This is a genomic window from Opitutus sp. (genome assembly GCA_024998815.1).
In the GTDB taxonomy this organism is placed as follows: Bacteria; Verrucomicrobiota; Verrucomicrobiia; order Opitutales; family Opitutaceae; genus Rariglobus.
In genome coordinates this window covers 1,315,600-1,329,746 of sequence record JACEUQ010000002.1, presented here as the reverse complement: position 1 = coordinate 1,329,746, position 14,147 = coordinate 1,315,600, and the positions used below count along the sequence as shown (strand labels likewise).

The 14,147-nt window shown below is 64.1% G+C and carries 16 protein-coding genes; 2 read left to right on the top strand and 14 right to left on the bottom strand.

Features of this window, described 5'->3' with window-relative positions:
* Positions 1–117: 117 nt before the first annotated feature.
* The 10 genes from pabB to coaD all read right to left on the bottom strand — a co-directional run bounded on the left by pabB (position 118) and on the right by coaD (position 9,846).
* Positions 118–2,091, bottom strand: coding sequence for an aminodeoxychorismate synthase component I (gene pabB / locus H2170_13670; protein MCS6301122.1), 1,974 nt, complete (start codon positions 2,089–2,091; stop codon positions 118–120).
* Complete coding sequence (gene folB / locus H2170_13665) at positions 2,060–2,449, bottom strand: dihydroneopterin aldolase (protein ID MCS6301121.1); 390 nt, start codon at positions 2,447–2,449, stop codon at positions 2,060–2,062. The genes pabB and folB overlap by 32 nt, the downstream gene beginning before the upstream one ends.
* Before the next feature lie 50 nt (positions 2,450–2,499).
* Positions 2,500–3,357: a dihydropteroate synthase gene (gene folP / locus H2170_13660; protein MCS6301120.1), complete on the bottom strand. Its 858-nt coding sequence runs from the start codon at positions 3,355–3,357 to the stop codon at positions 2,500–2,502.
* A gap of 20 nt (positions 3,358–3,377) precedes the next feature.
* Positions 3,378–4,172: an ABC transporter permease gene (locus H2170_13655; GenBank protein ID MCS6301119.1), complete on the bottom strand. Its 795-nt coding sequence runs from the start codon at positions 4,170–4,172 to the stop codon at positions 3,378–3,380.
* The gene (locus H2170_13650) at positions 4,169–4,960 is read right to left on the bottom strand and encodes an ABC transporter ATP-binding protein (protein ID MCS6301118.1); all 792 of its coding nucleotides are present in this window, start codon (positions 4,958–4,960) and stop codon (positions 4,169–4,171) included. Before H2170_13650 ends, H2170_13655 begins: the two co-directional genes overlap by 4 nt.
* Entirely contained in the window at positions 4,957–5,883 is a 927-nt protein-coding gene (locus tag H2170_13645; GenBank protein MCS6301117.1) for a tetratricopeptide repeat protein, read from the bottom strand. Before H2170_13645 ends, H2170_13650 begins: the two co-directional genes overlap by 4 nt.
* A gap of 15 nt (positions 5,884–5,898) precedes the next feature.
* Entirely contained in the window at positions 5,899–7,107 is a 1,209-nt protein-coding gene (locus H2170_13640; GenBank protein MCS6301116.1) for an ABC transporter permease, read from the bottom strand.
* On the bottom strand, positions 7,104–7,865 hold the full coding sequence (locus tag H2170_13635) for an ABC transporter ATP-binding protein (GenBank protein ID MCS6301115.1): 762 nt from the start codon (positions 7,863–7,865) through the stop codon (positions 7,104–7,106). Before H2170_13635 ends, H2170_13640 begins: the two co-directional genes overlap by 4 nt.
* Before the next feature lie 26 nt (positions 7,866–7,891).
* Positions 7,892–9,250: an efflux RND transporter periplasmic adaptor subunit gene (locus tag H2170_13630; protein ID MCS6301114.1), complete on the bottom strand. Its 1,359-nt coding sequence runs from the start codon at positions 9,248–9,250 to the stop codon at positions 7,892–7,894.
* A gap of 110 nt (positions 9,251–9,360) precedes the next feature.
* Positions 9,361–9,846 (bottom strand): pantetheine-phosphate adenylyltransferase, encoded by a 486-nt coding sequence (gene coaD, locus H2170_13625; GenBank protein MCS6301113.1) that lies wholly within the window; start codon positions 9,844–9,846, stop codon positions 9,361–9,363.
* Positions 9,847–9,957: 111 nt separating this feature from the next.
* Between coaD and pgsA the strand changes: the two genes are divergently transcribed.
* Together pgsA and H2170_13615 are read left to right on the top strand one after the other, a co-directional pair.
* Entirely contained in the window at positions 9,958–10,545 is a 588-nt protein-coding gene (pgsA, locus tag H2170_13620) for a CDP-diacylglycerol--glycerol-3-phosphate 3-phosphatidyltransferase (protein MCS6301112.1), read from the top strand.
* Positions 10,542–11,066 (top strand): phosphatidylglycerophosphatase A, encoded by a 525-nt coding sequence (locus H2170_13615; GenBank protein MCS6301111.1) that lies wholly within the window; start codon positions 10,542–10,544, stop codon positions 11,064–11,066. The genes pgsA and H2170_13615 overlap by 4 nt, the downstream gene beginning before the upstream one ends.
* Here H2170_13615 and H2170_13610 read toward each other — a convergent pair whose 3' ends face one another.
* The 4 genes from H2170_13610 to purD all read right to left on the bottom strand — a co-directional run bounded on the left by H2170_13610 (position 11,067) and on the right by purD (position 14,012).
* Entirely contained in the window at positions 11,067–11,432 is a 366-nt protein-coding gene (locus H2170_13610) for a gamma-glutamylcyclotransferase (protein ID MCS6301110.1), read from the bottom strand.
* A gap of 75 nt (positions 11,433–11,507) precedes the next feature.
* A complete protein-coding gene (locus tag H2170_13605) occupies positions 11,508–11,996 on the bottom strand; it encodes a low molecular weight protein arginine phosphatase (protein MCS6301109.1) in 489 nt (162 codons plus the stop codon).
* Between the two features lie 55 nt (positions 11,997–12,051).
* Positions 12,052–12,708: a hypothetical protein gene (locus tag H2170_13600; protein ID MCS6301108.1), complete on the bottom strand. Its 657-nt coding sequence runs from the start codon at positions 12,706–12,708 to the stop codon at positions 12,052–12,054.
* On the bottom strand, positions 12,705–14,012 hold the full coding sequence (gene purD, locus H2170_13595; GenBank protein MCS6301107.1) for a phosphoribosylamine--glycine ligase: 1,308 nt from the start codon (positions 14,010–14,012) through the stop codon (positions 12,705–12,707). The genes H2170_13600 and purD overlap by 4 nt, the downstream gene beginning before the upstream one ends.
* Between the last annotated feature and the right edge of the window lie 135 nt (positions 14,013–14,147).

Sequence of the window (14,147 nt, the reverse complement as noted above, 5' to 3'; positions counted from 1 at the left end):
GCTTCGGGATGACGGAGGACGGCGGCGGGATAACAAGCGGGTGGCGACGGGGAATCGGCGGCGGAATCGGAACGAGTAAGAGTATGAGTAAGAGAACGAGTAGGTAGGCGAGCAGGGTTAAACTTGGGTCAGAGCCTCGTGCATGGCGCGGCCCTTATCGAGAGTTTCCTGGTATTCGGCGCTGGGGTTTGAATCCCATACAATTCCCCCACCAACATGGTAATACGCTTGGCCTCCCACGCAGGTGAGGGTGCGAATGGCGATGTTGAGGTCGGCGTTGCCGTCGAAGCCGAGGTAGCCGATCGCCCCGGTGTAAAGGTGTCGGCGGTGCGGTTCGAGTTCGTCGATGATCTCCATGGCGCGGATTTTCGGTGCTCCGGTAATCGAGCCGCCGGGGAAGCAGGCGGCCACGCAGTCGATCACGTCGATCTCGGGCCGCAAGGTGCCGGACACGGTGGCGACGAGGTGGTGAACGGTGGGGTGCGACTCGAGTTGCCAGAGTTTTTCAACCTGCACCGAGCCGTAGGCGCAGACGCGGCCGAGATCGTTGCGCTCCAAGTCGACGATCATGAGAAGTTCGGCCCGGTCCTTTTCGCTGGCGAGCAGCTCGGCGGCGAGGCGGGCGTCTTCGACCGGATTGGCGGAGCGCGGGCGAGTGCCCTTGATCGGCCGGGTTTCAACGTGGCGGCCGCGCACGGTGAGAAAACGTTCGGGTGAACTGCTCACCACCTGGACGGGGCCAAACGACAGGTAGGCGGCGAACGGGGCGGGACTGCGTTCGCGCAGGCGCTGGTAAAGCGCGTAGGGCGGGCAAGGCAGCGGCGTGGCAAAGCGCTGGGTCAGGTTAACCTGATAAACGTCCCCGGAGGCGATGTAGGCCTTTATGCGGCCGATGGCGGCCGTGTAGCCGGCGAAGTCGAAATTCGCCACCGGCAAAGAGGGCGCTGTTGTAGGGGGTCGCGCCGCAGCCGTGTCGTCGTGAGTGTCACCTAATAGGTGACACTTGGGCTCGGGCTGTGATGGGGGACTTGGCTGCGATTCAATTGCGGCGCGCAGGCGGGCGAGGATAGAGGAGGCAGTCGAAGTGTGGACGGGGCTGGCGACTAGCCACGTGCGGTCCGTGGCGTGTTCGTGGGCGATGATGCCGTCGTAAAACCCGAATTCGCAGTCGGGCACCGCCGGCAGGTCATCAGGGCGGTGGCGGCTAATCTTCTCTAGTTGGGCGCACAGTTCGTAACTGAGAAAACCCACCGCCCCGCCGGTGAAGGGCAACATAGGCGCGACTTTCGCCTCTTCGGATCCAGCCGCAGCTACAGCCCCGCCCCCAGCTACAAAATACCCCGTTGTGTTAGTTTTCCTCGCTGGGCGGGAATACTTTTTGAGGACTTCGCGCAGCTCGTTCAGCGGGGCCGTGGCGCCTTCTTGGGCGCGGTAAATAAAAAAGGGGGCGAACCCGATAAACGAATACGCCCCAAGCCCGCCCGTGCTGCGGCCGCTGTCCAAGAAAAAGGCGTGATCAATGCTTTCCACTTGGGCGAAAAACTCGTGCGGCGCACCCGGCAATTTCACCTCTTCCAGCAGGATCGGCGGACTCAACGCCCACTCGGGTCGTACCGCGATGCCGGTGGCGTCGGCGCGTGCCAGGTGTGCGGATACCGTTTTTCCCCTCACCCGTAGCTCGGGCGCAAGCTCCCCCAGCGGCGCGAGTACGAAGGCGCGTTCGCATAAGCGGGGGTGCGGGAGCGTCAGGCGCTCGTCGGCGCAAAGCTCCGTGGCGCCATAAAGCAGCACGTCGAGGTCAATGGTGCGCGCACCCCAGCGTTCGCGTCGGACGCGTCCGAGTTGTTCTTCGATTGCCAAACAGAGATCGAGTAACCCGTGCGGCTCCAGAGTTGTCTCCAGCTCCACCACGAGGTTGAGGTAATCGGGCTGCGCAGCCTGTCCGGGCAGACACAGGGCCGTCGTCTCATAAACGGACGATACGCGGGCGATGCGCACCTCGGGCGCGGCGGCTAGGCGGCCGAGCGCGTTGGCAAGGTGCGCGTGGCGGTCGCCGAGATTACTGCCCAGTCCGAGATAGGCTGTCTGCACGCGATTTGCTGGTTTCGACGGCGACATGGTCGAGGATGCCCGCGATGGGAACCGAGGGCTTTTTAATCACAATGTCCACTTGGTCCACGATCGGGCAGGCGGCGAGAATTCGGTCGATCACCCGGTTGGCCAACGCCTCGATGAGCTTGAAGCGGTCCTTTTCGACCGTCTCGCGACAGATGCGGTAAACTTGGGTGTAATCGACGGTTTTTTGCAGGTCGTCGGTTGCGGCGGCCGCCGCGATGTCGAGCGTGAGCACCAGATCGATCACGAAGCGTTGGCCGAGGGTTTTTTCCTCAGGCAGGTCGCCGTGGTAACCGTAAAATACCATGGTGGAGAGGGTGATGCGGCCGGTCATTGTGTGCAGCGAAAAGAGAACGAGAACGAGTAAGAGAACGAGAACGATTTTCAGGGGCGGCGTACGGCGGCGGCCATAAGGGCGGCGCGGTGGTTGGCGCGCACGTCGTGAACGCGGTGAAATTGCACGCCTTGAGCCACTGCCAGCGCAGTCAGTGCCAGAGTGCCTTCGAGGCGCTCTTCGGCAGGCAGGTCGAGCACGTGGCTGATCACCGATTTGCGTGAAATGCCCAGCAGCAGCGGATGGCCAAGGGCGTGCAACTCGCCCAGCCGGGAGAGGATTTCAAGGTTTTGCGCCTGGGTTTTCCCAAACCCGATGCCGGGATCGAGGATGATGTGGCGCGGGTCGATGCCCGCCTCCGCCGCCAGCGCCAAAGTTCTCCCTAGGAAACGTTTAACATGGGCCAGCACGTTGTCGGTTGGGGCGGGCGCGGCCGTAGGGGCATCGCGTAGCGCCGGATCGTTGTGCATGAGGATGGCGGCGGCGCCGTAGCGGGCGATTACCCCGGCCATGGCTGGATCGCGCTGGAGTCCGTGCACGTCGTTGACGATGTGCGCCCCGGCGGCGAGTGCGGCCTCTGCCACGGCTGGGTGATAGGTGTCGATTGAGAGCGGCGCAGCAACGTGGCGCACCAGTTCACGGATGACCGGAACGACGCGGCGAATTTCCTCCTCAGGGCCGACTTCGGTGTAGCCGGGGCGGGTGGATTGGCCGCCGATGTCGATGACCGAAGCACCCTCGGCGACGAGCAGGCGGGCGTGGGAGACGGCGGCGGGAAGCGAGTTGTGCTGACCGCCGTCGAAGAAGGAGTCGTCGGTGAGGTTGAGGATGCCGACAATCAGCGGACCCTGGTCGAGCGGCAGTCGGCGGTCGCGGCAACGAATTTCCCGAGCTGGGGTGGTGGTCATGGTGGAGGCGGTGGAGTGAGTTAGACGTCGTTCGATGCGTAGGCGTCGTGCCAGCGGTGGAGGGCGAGCCAACTCAAACCCACGACTGCGCCGGCAAAAACGAAGCCGAGCAGGCAGCTCACAAGCGCGGTGGCGAAGAGGGCGGGGATTTGGAACTGGGCGCTGTAGATCACGGCGAGGAAACCGAGACCGCCTTGGCCGCCAGCGGAGTTGCCCGCATAGGCGTCACCGGCGATGGCCCCGATCGGGGCGAGGGTGGCGGCGATGCGCAGGCCGGTGAAAAAATAGGGCAGCGCGGCGGGAATGCGCAGGTGGCGAAGCTGCTGGAGAGTCGACGCGCGCCCCATACGAAACAGGTCAACGAGCAGGCGGTCGGTGGCGACGAGTCCCTGCGTGGTGTTCACCACCAGCGGGAAAAAGCTGATCAGAAACGTGATGATGACGACGCTCGGCAGCCCGGGGCCGGCCCACAGGATGAGAATGGGCGCGAGCACGATGATGGGCGTGAGTTGGAGCGCCATTAGCCACGGGTAGAGGCCGGCGCGCACCAAAGGTGAAAGCGAGAGCGTCAGCGCCAGCACGATGCTCCCGGCCACGGCCGCCGCGAAGCCCAAAGCCGCCCCGCGCGCCGTGCTCAGGGTGGCCGCCCACAGTTGCGCACCGTGCGTGGAAAACGAACCCAGCACCGCCTCGGGCGCGGGAAGCAGGAAGCGCTGCTCGACGGGCAGCAGGTAAAGCCGAACTGCGTACCACACCGCGATTAAAAGAGCTCCGGTTAACACGGGTAAACCGAAGGTAAGCAGGCGGCGGTTCATGCGGCGGCGGTGGGGGCGGTGGCGGTGCGCAGGAGACGTGAAACCTCCGCGACGCGCTGGAGAAAGGCGGGCGATTCGCGGGTCTCGGCGTTGCGGGGAAACGGCAGGTTTATCGTTAAGTCGTGGGCGATCGCACCGCCGGCAAGGATCACGATGCGCGTTGAAAGAAACACTGCTTCGGCCACCGAATGGCTAACGAAAAAGGCGGTCCACTTTTGGCGCTCGCGCAGAGTGAGGAGCTCTTCGCCCAAAGCTTCACGCGTGAGTTCGTCGAGGGCGCCGAAGGGCTCGTCGAGAAGCAGGAGCGCGGGTTCGAAGGTGAGGGCGCGGGCAAGGGAAACGCGCATCTTTTCGCCGCCGGAGAGTTGGCGCGGGTGCCGGTCAGCGAGGTGGGCAATACGGGCGAGGGCGAGCATTTGGGCGGCGCTTGCGCGGCGGCGCGAGGCGGGCACGCCGCGCAATTGCAGCAACAGTTCGGCGTTGTCGCGGACCGTGCGCCAGGGAAGCAGCGCCGCATCCTGGAAAATAAAGGCGCGTTCCGTGGTGGCGGTGGCGGCGGGGCGCGCCTCAACCAAAACCTGGCCGGAGGTCGGCGTGGCCAGGCCGGCGAGCAGGCGCAACAGGGTGGATTTACCGCAGCCGCTGGCCCCGATCAGGCTGACGAATTCCCCGCGTTCTACCCGCAGCGAGAGTCCGGCCAGCACCGGCGGGCGCGTGCCGGCACCGAATTGCTGGGTCACATTGCGGAGTTCGACGAAGGGGGCGGCGGCGGTCGGCACGTCGGTCATGGCTGCAGGCGGGCGAGTGCAGTGGAGGCATTTTCGAGGGTAGGCTCCAATTTGAGGGCGGCTTGGTACGCGCTGCGGGCATCGGCGGGTCGGTTGGCTTTTTCAGCGATCAAACCCAGCCGGTAATAGGCGCCGGCGTGATCGGGTTCTTGAATACGCGGGGTGATTTGGAGGCAACGGCGCAGGGCTTGCTCGCCACGCTCTAGACCGCGGCCGGTCTCCGAGGCGATGCGGCCCAGGGTGTAGAGCGCCAGGTAGTTGTCCGGCTGGGTCAGCAGGAAGGCTTCGCAGGCGGCAAGGGCCTCGTCGTAGCGTTTCTCGCTGCACAGGGTGTTGGCCCGAATAACCGCACCGCGTGACGGATCGTGTTTTTCGATTCCGGCGATGTGGGCGTAGGCGCGGGCAAAGTCACCGCCGACAAAACCGGGGGCGCGGGTGTAAAATTGAACCAGCCCCTCTCGGTAATCGATGTTGTCGGGATCGAGTTTGACGGCCTGCTCTAGGGCGGTGCGGCCTCGGCGGGCGTAGCCGATGGCGCTAAACGTGAGGCCCAGTTCGGTTGCGCGTAACAAGCTCGCGCTGCCGTAGTCGGCGAGGATTTCGGCGTTGGTCGGGGCGAGTCCTGCGGCGCGGGCAAGGATGTCGGCGGCGACGCTGCGGTGCTGCATCTTGAGTTCGCACTGGCCGAGGTACCAGAGGGCGCGGGTGTTTTTCGGCTCGCGGGCGACGATGGGGGCGAGTTGGTCGCGGGCCTCGGGCACGCGTTTGGCGTTAAACAGGGCGATGGCGGCGGCGAGCGGGGCGGAGTCGGCTTTACTTGAGTTGGCTGAGGCCGGGAGCTCGGCAGCGCGGAGGGCGGTGGACGGCGCTGCCGTGGCGAGAACAAGGAGGAGTAAGGGAACCAGAACGATACGGCAGGGCATCGGGACGGGGGGGGGTTACTCGAAGCGGAGGGCCTCGATGGGGTCGAGTTTGGCTGCCTTGTGCGCGGGATAGAAGCCGAAGCCGATACCGACGGCGCCAGAAAACACAAAGGCGACGATGATCGAGGCGCTGGAAACCTGCACGGGCCAACCGTTGAGTTGAGAAACGATTTGGGATGCGCCGACACCGATGAGGATGCCGAGCGCGCCGCCCATCAGACTGAGGACCATCGCTTCGATGAGAAATTGCAGGCGAATGTCGTGGTCGTGGGCACCGATGGCCAAACGAATGCCGATCTCACGGGTGCGTTCGGTGACCGAGACGAGCATGATGTTCATGATACCGATGCCGCCGACGATTAGGGAAACCCCGGCGATGGCACCAAGCAATCCGGTCATGGTGCGTGAAGTGGCGGTGGCGGCCTGGGCGAGTTCCATCTGGTTGCGCACGGTGAAATCAGGTTCGCGGCCCTGGCGGCGCTGCTGGAGCAGGTCGGTGATTTCCTGTTGGATACGCGGCATCTGATCTTGGGTGGCTGCTTGGATGAGGATGCTGCTGAGGTTGGTGCGCCGGGACACGCGGCGCATGGCGCTGGTGTACGGAATCAGCACGGTGTCGTCCTGGTCGGAGCCAAAGTAGTTAAATCCTTTGGGTTTTAGCAGGCCGATGATTTTGAAGGGGATGTTGCGGATGCGCAGGGTTTGGCCGATGGGCGAAGAGCCAGGGAAGAGCTGGTCGGCGACGGTTTGGCCGATCACGGCGACTTTGGCGGTACTGCGCACTTCGAGGTCCGTGAAAATGACACCTTCTGCGAGTCCCCAGTCGCGAATACTGAGGAAATCGGGGGATTCACCATTTATGGAGGTGTTCCAATTCAGGCCGTTGGCGAGGATCTGTTGGCGGTCGCGCACCTCGGGGCTGACGGCCACTACCCCGGCAATGTCCTGCTGGATGGCGAGGGCGTCCTCCGGAGTGAGGGTGCTGGCCGTGCCCGAACCGCCGCGCGCGCCGCCGGTGGTGAGTGTCCCCGGGTACACGCTGATGATGTTCTGGCCGAGGCTGGCAATAGAAGCCTCGACCTGGGCCTTGGCGCCATTGCCGATGCTGACCATGGCGATCACGGCGCCGACGCCGATGATCATGCCGAGCGCGGTGAGTACCGAGCGCATCTTGTTTCGGCGTAGCGCGCGTAGCGCGATGATGGTGGTGGCAACCAGTCTCATGGTGCGGCGGAAATGAGTTTGGCGGCGGCCTCGGCGGCGAGGTGTTTTTTCATCTCTTCGGCGGCGATCGAGCGGTTTGCGACCAGCTCGTCGCGCACGACCAGCCCGTCGCGCACGATCAGGTTGCGTTTGCAGTAGTGGGCGATGTCGAGCTCGTGGGTGACCATGACAATGGTGATGCCGGCGTCGTTGAGTTTTTGGAAAACCCCCATGACTTCGACGGAGGTTTTGGTATCGAGGTTACCCGTGGGCTCGTCGGCGAGGAGCAGTTGTGGGCGGTTAACCAAGGCGCGGGCAATGGCGACGCGCTGTTGTTGGCCGCCCGAGAGCTGGTTGGGCAAGTGGTCGTGGCGCGCGGCCAAGCCTACGATTTCCAAGGAGTGCATCGCGCGTTCGCGCATCTCCTCGGCCGAGATGCGCTGCGGGGCGTAGAGCATGGGCAGCTCGACGTTCTCGAGGGCGGTGGTGCGCGAGAGCAGGTTGAACCCCTGAAAGACAAACCCGAGCTTCTGGTTGCGGATGTCGGCGCGCTGGTTGCGGTCGAGTTCGGAGACGTTGATGCCGTCGAGTTGGTAGGTGCCGCGCGTCGGCCGGTCGAGGCAGCCCAGGGTGTTCATGAGCGTGGACTTGCCTGAGCCCGACGAGCCCATGATGGCAATGAACTCGCCCTTCTGGATCTCCAGGGAAATGCCGCGCACCGCGTGCACCTCGACCTCGCCGCTGGTGTAGATCTTGTGGATGTTATCCAGTTTGACGATGGGGGCGTCCATGGCGGAGAGGGCGCTTAACGCCGTTGGGAGGAGCCGCCGAAGGGGTTGGCCGCGCCGTTGCCGGAGGCCGGCAGGTAGGCGCTGGTGATGACCGCGTCGCCCTCCTCCAAGCCCGCGATCACCTCGGTGGCGCTGCCGTCGGTGATGCCGACTTTGATGACCACGGGAATCACTTCAGGGGCGGCGGAGGTGCCGCCGAGCTTGTACACGGTGCGCGTGACCGGGCCGTTGGACTCGGTGTCATCGCTGTTGCGCAGCAGGCGGGCGGGCAGCTCCAGGCCGCGCTCTTTGGCCAACTGGATCAGGCGGCCGCGCACCTCGGGGGCCATGCGGCGCGAGTTGCTGCCGGCGCCCGCCTCGGTCATGAGCTGGCGGATCTGGTCGCGGGAGGCGGGCTGGGTGGTTTTGCTTGGTTCGGGCGCCGCCGCCGGGGTGTCGGGCAGGAGCTGTTCAGGGATGCGCACGCGCAGCGCGCTGTTGGCGATGCGCAGGGTGTCTTCCTTGCGCGCAATGATGATCGAGACGTTGGCGGTCATGCCCGGCTTGAGCAGCAGGTCGTCGTTTTTGACCTGAATGATCGCGATGTAACTGACCACGCTTTGCACGTTGATGGGCGCGTTGCGGATCTGGGAAACCTGACCGTGAAATTGGCGGTTGGGGTAGGCATCTACGGTGAAGTTGACGCTTTGCCCCACCTCGACCGTACCGATGTCGCCCTCGGACACGGCGGCCTCGATTTGCATCTGGGTGAGGTCGGCGGCGAGGGTGAAGAGGCGCGGCGCGTTGAGGCTGGCGGCGACGGTTTTTCCGACCTCTGCGACGCGGTCCAAAATGAGGCCGTCGATCGGGGCGTAAAGATTGCAGCGGGCCAAGTCGACTTCGGTAGTTTGCACGGAGGACTGGCGGATTTGCAACTGGGCTTCGGCCTGGGTGAGCTGGGCTTCGGCTTGGTCGAGTTCCTGTTGCGAGACGAGATCCTGGGCTCGCAAGGCGCGGGTGCGCTCGGTGTTGAGTTTGACCAGTTGGTAGTTGGCGCGGGTGTTGGCCAGCTCGGCCTTGGCGGAGCTCAGGCGCACCTGGTAGGTGGCGGGGTCGATGCGGGCGAGCAGGTCGCCCTGTTTCACCTTAGAGTTGTAATCCACCTTTACCTCTTGGATCAGGCCGGAAATCTGCGAACTGATTTCGACGGTGGTGACGGGCTGGAGGGTGCCGGTGGCGGTGACCGATTGGATGATCTCGCTGCGGCTGATCTTGGCGGTGGCGAACTCGGGTTTCGGGCCGGAGCGCCCCTGTAGGTAGTAGTACGCGCCACCGGCGATGGCGGCGACGGCGATGAGGGTGAGCCAGATTTTGAGTGAACGGGATTTGGCCATGAGGATAACGAGTGAGGCGGGGGGCAGCGTGGGCGGGAGGTCAAGTGTCACCTATTAGGTGACACTGTAGCAGGTGACACGGTGGGGTACGCGGGGTGGCGGGGCGGGTGCTAGGCGGGGAGGGGGAAGGCGGTGGCGAGTGCGGCGGCGACGTTGGCCGGCACGAAATGGGCGATGTCGCCGCCGTAGCGAGCCACCTGTTTCACAAGTGAGGAGCTGGTGTAGCTGTACTGCTCGTGCGGCATGACGAAGATCGTCTCGATCTTGGGCTGCAGGTGGCGGTTCATCAGCGCCATGTTGAACTCAAACTCGAAGTCGGAGAGCGCGCGCAGGCCACGAATGAGTGCGTCGGCCTTCTGGGCGATTGCGAACTCGACAAGCAGGCCGTCAAAGAGAACAGCGGTGACGTGCGGGTATTGGGCGATGTTGGCCTGAACCAGTTCGAGGCGCTGTTCAGGGGTGAACAGCGGGCCCTTGCCCGGGTTGCGGGCGATCGCGACGGTGATGCGGTCAAACAGCCGGGTCGCGCGGTCGAGCACGTCGAGGTGGCCGTTGGTCAGGGGATCGAAGGTGCCGGGATAAATGCAGTGACGCATAAGCCCGTCGATAATCGAAGTGGCGCGGCGAGGGGCGAGAACCAAATCGAGGCGTTTCCGGGGTTGCCTTTGGGCTGGGGCAGCCCTGTCTTTCGGCCCGACTCACACGCCATGAATTTACCTAACATCATCACCCTTTCGCGCATTCCGATGATGTTTTTGGTGGTCTGGCTGATGAACCAGTCGTGGAGTTGGGCCGCCACGCTGACCTTCTGGTTGTTCATCGCCGCTGCGATCGGCGACTGGGTGGACGGCTATATCGCCCGCAAGCGCAACCTGATCTCAATCTTCGGCAAGTTCATGGATGCGCTCACGGACAAGATTTTTGTCCTCGGCATCATGATCGCCTTCGTCGAACAGGGCGCGGTGCCGATTTACTGGGTGCTGATCGTGCTGTGCCGCGAGTTTTTGATTTCAGGGATGCGGATGATGGCCGCCGCCAAGGGCGTGGTGGTCTCCGCCGAGCGTGGTGGGAAAACCAAGACCCTCACCCAGCTCATCGCGGTGGGTTTTCTGTTGTTCGTACCGATGTTGGAAAACGACATCGCTCCCCGGCTGGCGTTCGATTTTTCGGCCTATTCCGAGGTGATTCACAATGTGGGGCTCGGGCTGTTTGTGCTGGGGGTTTATTTCACGGTGCGCTCGGGCTGGGACTATATCGTGAAGTACCGCGCGGTGATTTTTGACGAGCGGACATGAGCGTATTCAAACAACCGATCTGGCCGCGGTTTCTGCCGACGAGTTGGGTGCTTTCCTGCGCGACGGTGGGTCCGGTTGGGCGCATGCGCAAGGCCCCGGGCACGTGGGGCTCGGTGGCGGGTCTGTTGTATTTTTCCACGCTGTTCGCGGGCCGCATGGGCGACGTCGGCGTGCTGGTGTTGAGCGCGGCCGGATTTTATTTCTCGGTGGCGCTGTGCGGCGAGGCCGAGTTCCGGCTCGGCGAACGCGATCCGGGCAAAATCGTGCTCGATGAGTTTGTCGCCATGCCGCTTTGCTTTCTCGGCTGGACGCGTCTTGCCGAGGTGGTGCCCAACTGGGCGGTGTTTTTGGCAGGATTTGCGCTGTTTCGGCTCTACGACATCGCCAAGCCGTTTGGGATTAAAAAACTGCAGGATTTACCTGGTGGTTGGGGGGTGACGGTGGACGATACCGCTGCGGCGCTGGCGGCCTGTGCAACGATGCATCTGGCGTTTTGCGCTTGGGTGCAGTTCGGGGCGTGATCAAGCGGTGGCATCGTGCCACGTTGTCCCGATCCGGCGCTGGCCGGGGTCACGCGCATACAGGTAGGTGTGCGCTTGGATGGGATTAACGGTATCCATTAACTCCACGCGTTGCCGCTGATAGAGCCCTTCGGCCACGCCTTCGAATTCGTCCAGTCGGGCGAGGGCGGCCTCGTCGACCTCCCAGAGTTCACCGGTCACGCCAGTTGTGTCGCTGGAGTCGGCCACCAAGCCGGGGTAATCGCCCAAATCGTAAAGTGCGTAGCCGGGAACGGTGCGCGCTTGATCAAGGAAGCGTTGATCGGCGATGTGGTGGTGGTTTTTGCACCCGCGCTTGAGAGTGCCGTAAACAAAAAGGACGGGCATCGGTGACGGTTGATAGTCGAGGCGCTTCCCAACCTTAGGCGCGGCTTTGGGGCTAAACGTGCGCTTGGCTTGCGCCTACTTTTGTTTGGCGTCGAGTCCCTTGAGGAACTCGACCAGCGAGGGGATCGCTTCCACCATCTCATCGCGACAGGCTTCGTACTCGGCCAAATTACCGCCGTACGGATCGCCGATTTCCTTGTCGGCGGAGCGCGGCATGAATTCGCGGAAAAGATACACGTTCTTCGGTACTGGATCCATGGTGACTTGGATCATCGCCCGGTGGCTTTCGGTCATGCAAAGGATCGCCACGGCCTCGTTGATCAACTCGCGGGTGAGCGGCTGGCTCTGGTGGTTTTTGATGTCCATGCCCACTTTTTTCAGTGCGGTCACGGAGTTGGTGGAGACGGGCTCGCCGGAGCGGGCCGCTACGCCTGCGGAGACCACTTTCCACGATTTAAGCGGCTCGGGCTGGGCGCTGAGCGCGTGGCGCAAGAGCGCCTCGGCCATCGGGCTGCGGCAGATGTTGGCAGTGCAAACGGTGACGATGGTTCCGGGGGTGGCCATACGAAAGGTGAGTTGAGGGGATAGCGTTGGGTTTGAAAGGCAATCCCCGGTTTGGCTAGAGCTTCTTTAAAGCAACCAAGCCGAGGTAGATGTGCACGGCGCGTAAAAGCACCGCATCGGTTGCGGCGGCGGGTTCGAGCGGGGTGACTTTGTCGCCGGGTTGCTCGCTGGGGGATTTCTTCACCGCCATCCTCGGCTCGCCGCTGTGTTCGCGCATCAGTGCGCTCTCATCGTAGCGTTTTTTGTCGAGCCGGTCGGCGAGGAGTTTTTCGGGAGTCGTGCCGCTGGCTAGCGCGGCGAGGGCGAGTTGGGCCGCCTCGGCAGTGGTGTTGACCCCGAGGTCGGTTTTGAAGTCCGGTGCGGTGCGGCCAAGCGTGAGACAACGCGGTAATTGCGTCAGTCGGGTTCTCAGCGCGGGTGCGGTTTCGGGTTCGACGAGCGCGAGGATGAGCCGGTGCGAAGTGGCGCCAGCGGGCTTAATCGCGGTGAGCAGGGCGTTGGCCGCGTCGGCATCGGCCGGGGTGATGTGGCGCAGGTCGATGACCACGGCCGGGGTGTCCACAGGGATGGGGGCGGACTCAAGCTGGGCGGTGGGGCGCAGGTAGAGCAGTCCGGGCGCGAGCTCGGGAGCGGCCGTTGCTCGCGCGCACAGGGTGAGCACGCACAGGACGATGGCGGCTAACTTGGGGTGGCTGCCGCAGCGCAGGTTCATCGGCGGTTAAGCTGTTTGGCGCCGATGTCGCGGCGGTAAACTTTGCTCGTGCACTGGATCTGTTCGCACACGGCATACGCCGCATCAGCGGCGGCGCGCAAGGTGGGCGCGAGCGCGGTGACGCCGAGCACCCGGCCGCCGGCGGTGACCACCTGGCCCGCGGGGTTTCTGGCTGTGCCGGCGTGGATAATCTGCACGTTATCCGGCAGCTTTGCCGGGAATTCGATGGCGTCGCCCTTCGCGTAAGCATCCGGGTAACCCTTGGCGGCGATGACCACGCAGATGGCGTGACCCGGTTTGGTTGCAACGGGCATGCCGGCGAGTTTGCCCAGGGCGGCGGCCCAGAGCAGGGCGAGCACGTCGGTGTCCAGGCGCGGGAGCACGACCTGCGTCTCCGGGTCACCGAAGCGGGTGTTGTACTCCAGTACGCTCGGCCCGTTCGGGGTGAGCATGATGCCGATGAACAGCGTGCCGCGGAAATCGATGCCCTCGTCGGCGATGGCGTTGACGGAGGGGCGCACGATCTCGTTTTCGATCTGGGCGAGCAGCGCGGGGGTGACGACATCGGCGGGCGAGTAGGTGCCCATGCCGCCGGTATTCGGGCCGGTGTCGCCGTCACCGATGCGTTTGTGGTCCTGCGAGGTGGGCAGGATAACGTAGTCGCGGCCCGAGGTGACCACGAGGATGGAGGTCTCTTCGCCGGTGAGGCAGTCCTCGACGAGGATCTGGCTGCCGGCGGCGCCGAATTTGTTGCCCGCGAGCATATCGATGGCGGCGGCCTCAGCTTCGGCCAGGGTTTGGGCGACGATCACGCCTTTGCCGGCGGCGAGTCCGTCGGCCTTAATGACGATCGGTGCGCGGCGCGAGCGTAGGTAGGCGAGTGCCGGCTCGATCTCGGTGAAAATCCCGCAGGCGGCCGTGGGGATGCCGTACTTAAGCAGAATCTGTTTGGTGAATACCTTGGACGCTTCGAGGCGGGCGCCGTCGGCCTTCGGGCCGTAGGCGGGTATGCCGACTTGGGCCAACGCATCGACTAGGCCGAGAGAAAGCGGGACTTCGGGGCCGACGATGACGAAGTCGATTTTCTCGCGCTGAGCCAGCGCGACGAGGCCGGCGATATCGTCGGCGGCAACCGGGAAAACGGGGACCTCGGCGGCGATGCCGGCGTTGCCCGGGGCGACGATCACGCGCGGGCAGGCCGGGGAGGCGAGGACGGTTTTGACCAGCGTGTGCTCGCGGCCACCGGCGCCGACGATGAGTACGTTTTTAGGAAGGGGGGAGGAGGCGGGAGACGCGGAAGACACGCTGGAAAAGAGAACGAGTCGGCTTAAGAGAACGAGAACGAATTTTCCCCCGGCCCCTGTCCCACGCGGGATCGAGCGGATTTTGGGGCGCAAAAAAGCCCCCGCCGGGGTTGCCGGAGGGGGCGGGTGAACCCG